The sequence below is a fragment of the Paraburkholderia sp. Ac-20336 genome (assembly GCF_017105025.1).
Classification (GTDB): domain Bacteria; phylum Pseudomonadota; class Gammaproteobacteria; order Burkholderiales; family Burkholderiaceae; genus Paraburkholderia.
In genome coordinates, this window is the sequence record NZ_JAAGPS010000246.1 from 1 (window position 1) to 3,883 (window position 3,883).

Here is a 3,883-nt window from a genome sequence, read left to right on the forward strand (position 1 = left end):
TGCTGAGCGCGCTGCCGCCCGATCCTCGCGCCGGCGGCGAGGCCGGCGCGGAAGCGCCGGAAGGCGATGGGTCGCCCTAACCGGCGACCACTGCGGCAAACACGTTGCAAGACAGTTCGATAGCCGATTCTCGAAGGGTGAAGAATCATGTCCGAAAGTCCGATTGATCCTCATGCGCATCATCACGCGCATTGCCTGCCGTTCAGCGCGCAGCTGATCGGCGCGACGGGCGCCAGGCCGCGCACGCGTTTCCGTTTCTGGGCGCCGTCGTGCAAAAGCGCCCAGGTGCTGATCGAAAACGGTCCCGCGCAGGGCGCGCACGACATGACGCCGGCCGGCAACGGCTGGTTCGAGGCGAGTGTCGAGAGCGGCGCGGGCACGCTGTACCGCTTCCGGCTCGACGACGGCCAGGTCGTGCCCGATCCGGCCTCGCGTTTCCAGCCGCAGGACGTGCATGGACCGAGCGAAGTGATCGACCCGCGCGCGTATCGCTGGGAGCACACCGGCTGGCACGGCCGGCCCTGGGAGGAAACGGTGCTGTACGAATTGCACGTCGGCGCCATGGGCGGCTATGCGGGCGTGCAGAAGCGCCTCGCGGCACTTGCCGCGCTCGGCGTCACCGCAATCGAGCTGATGCCGGTGAACGATTTCCCCGGCCGCCACAACTGGGGCTACGACGGCGTGCTGCCCTACGCGCCCGATTCCGCCTACGGCCGCCCCGACGAGTTGAAGGCGCTGATCGACGCCGCGCACGGTCTCGGCCTGATGGTGTTTCTCGACGTGGTCTACAACCACTTCGGCCCGGACGGTAATTATCTGCACCGCTATGCACGGCCGTTTTTCCGCGCGGGCGCGGCGACGCCGTGGGGCCCCGCGATCGACTTCGAGCGCGGCGAAGTGAGCGAATTCTTCACCGACAACGCCGTCTACTGGATCAACGAATACCGCATCGACGGGCTGCGCTTCGACGCAGTGCATGCGATCGGCCATCACGACTGGCTGCGCGAATTGTCCGACCATATTCGCGCGCGCGTGCAGCATGGCCGCCACGTGCATCTGGTGCTCGAAAACGAGCGCAACAGCGCGAGCCTGCTCGACACGCATTTCGACGCGCAATGGAACGACGACGCGCACAACACGCTGCACGTGCTGCTGACCGGCGAAACCGAAGGCTACTACCACGCCTACGAAGACCAGCCGATCCGCCGCCTCGCGCGCGTGCTGGCCGAGGGCTTCGCGTATCAGGGCGACCCGTCGCCGATTCACGACGGTGCGCCGCGCGGCGAAGCCTGCGGACATCTGCCGCCGACCGCGTTCGTGATGTTCCTGCAGAACCACGACCAGATCGGCAATCGCGCCTGCGGCGAGCGGCTGCGCTCGCTGACTTCCGACGACGCGCTGCGCGCCGCGACCGGCCTGCTTCTGCTGTCGCCGCAGATTCCCCTGCTGTTCATGGACGAGGAGTACGGCTCGACACAGCCGTTCCTGTTTTTCACCGACTACACCGGCGATCTCGCCGACGCGGTGCGCGAAGGACGTCGGCGTGAATTCGCGCGCTTCTCCGCGTTCAGCGACGAAAAGCGGCGCGCGCTGATTCCCGATCCGAACGATGCGCGGACGTTCGCGGCGTCGTCGCCGCCCGCGCCCGATTCTTCAACCGATACCGCAGCCGCTGCGGCGTCGAACCCCGACCGCCTCGACTGGCTGCACTTCTACAAGTCCGCGCTCGCGGTGCGCGCGAAGCTCATCACGCCGCGTCTGAAGGACGGCAAAGCACTCGGCGCGCGCGTGCTGCCCGCAGCCGACGGCAGCGACGCGAACGCGCTCGTCGCGCGCTGGAAACTCGGCGACGGCGAGACGTTGTCGATCGCGCTGAATCTGTCGCAGGACGAGGTTGCGTTCGGGCATGCGCCCGACGGCAAGGTGATCTTCGAAACGCCGCCGCGCGTGCGCGAGCGGATCGACGCCCACGTGTTGCCGGCGCATGCGTTCGTCGCGTGGCTCACGGGCGACGTCAGCGAATACGCGAGCGGCCACGATGCGCGCATCGCGGGCCGCCAGGAGCATCGCGCGTGACGACCCGACGCCCCCCCAACGACAGGATCACCGCGCTCGCCGTCCGCGCCGGCTTCGAGGTGGAGTGGCAGGACGCGCATCGCACGACGCAGCGCGTGCCCGAGAGCACGCTCGCGACGCTGCTCGAACGCATGGGTCTGCCGTGCGGCAACGCCACGCAGACTCGCCAGAGCGCCGCCGCTCTGGAGACCGAACTATCGGGCCGCAAGCTGCCGCCGCTGATGACCGCGATGGTCGGGCGCGGTATCGCGCTGCCCGCCGCCGCGGTCAAATCGGGCAGCCATTACCGGATCGAACTCGAAAGCGGTTCGATCATCGACGGCCGCTTCACGGCGCCGAAGGGCGAGGAAGCGCTACTCGCGCCGATCGACGAAGCCGGCTATCACACGCTCGTCATCAACGAGCAGCATGTGACGCTCGCGGTCGCGCCGCCGCGCTGCTATACCGTCGCCGATGCGTGGCGCACCTTGCACGACGGCCGGGAGGCACCGCCCGCGCCGCCGCTGTGGGGCATCGCCGCGCAACTGTACGGCTTGCGCCGCGCGGGCGACGGCGGCATCGGCGATTACACGGCGCTCGCGCAACTCGCGCGGCACAGCGCGCAACGCGGCGCGCATGCGCTCGCCGTCAGCCCGACGCATGCGATGTTCAGCGCGCAGCCCGAGCGCTTCAGCCCCTACTCGCCGTCCTCGCGCTTGTGGCTCAACGTCGCGCATATCGACCCCGCCGCGATGTTCGGCGCCGACGCGATGCAGGCCGCGCTGGCGGCCGTGCTTCCGTCGGCAAGCACGCGCAACGCGTGGGCGCAATACGCGCAATACGAAAACGCGCCGCTGATCGACTGGCCGAATGCGACACCGCTGAGGTTCAAGGTATTGCGCGCGCTCTACGAGCGGTTCAACACCGACGAGCGCGCACAGCCCACGCCGCGCGCGCTCGAATTTCACGGCTTCTGCGAACGCGCCGGCCGCGCGCTCGAAGATCACGCGCGCTTCGAAGCGTTGCAGGCCGCGCAGCTCGCGCAGGGCGGCGACGGACACTGGCGCAACTGGCCCGAGGCGTTGCGCGATCCGCGCAGCCCCGAAGTCGAGGCATTCGCCGCCGCGCATCGCGCCGAGGTCGACTTCCATCTGTTCCTGCAATGGCTCGCCGCACGCGGCCTGGCGCATGCGCAGCACGTCGCGCGCGAAGCCGGCATGGCGATCGGCCTGATCGCCGATCTCGCGGTGGGCTGCGACAGCGCCGGCAGTCACGCATGGTCGTATCCCGACGACATGCTGCGCGGCGTGTCGGTCGGCGCGCCGCCCGATCTCTTCAACCAGGCCGGCCAGTCGTGGGGACTCACCACGTTCTCGCCGCGCGCGATGCGCACGCAGGGCTTCGCCGCGTTCATCGACATGCTGCGCGCCGCGTTCGCGCAGGCGGGCGGCATCCGCATCGACCACATTCTCGGCTTGCGGCGGCTGTGGCTCGTGCCCGACGGCGAGAGCGCGCGCAACGGCGCGTATCTGCGCTATCCGCTCGAAGACCTGTTGCGGCTTATCGCGCTCGAATCGTGGCGGCATCGCGCGATCGTGATCGGCGAGGACCTCGGCACCGTGCCGCCCGGGTTTCGCGAGCGGCTCGACGAACATGGCATCGACGGCATTCGCGTGCTGTGGTTCGAGGGCGCGTCCGGCGGCGACGGCTTCAAGGCGCCGCGCGACTGGGACCGCCATGCGGTCGGCACAACCACCACCCACGATCTGCCGACCGTGGCCGGCTGGTGGCGCGGCAGCGACATCACGTGGCGCAACAGGATCGGGCA

The 3,883-nt window shown here is 69.2% G+C and carries 2 protein-coding genes; both read left to right on the plus strand.

The features are described from left to right. The first annotated feature begins 147 nt into the window (after positions 1-147). Entirely contained in the window at positions 148-2,076 is a 1,929-nt protein-coding gene (gene treZ / locus GXB81_RS30540; RefSeq protein ID WP_205991161.1) for a malto-oligosyltrehalose trehalohydrolase, read from the plus strand. Beyond that, positions 2,073-3,883, plus strand: a 1,811-nt coding sequence (gene malQ / locus GXB81_RS30545) for a 4-alpha-glucanotransferase (RefSeq protein ID WP_205991162.1), incomplete at its 3' end; no start/stop codon positions are given. The genes treZ and malQ, both read left to right, overlap by 4 nt.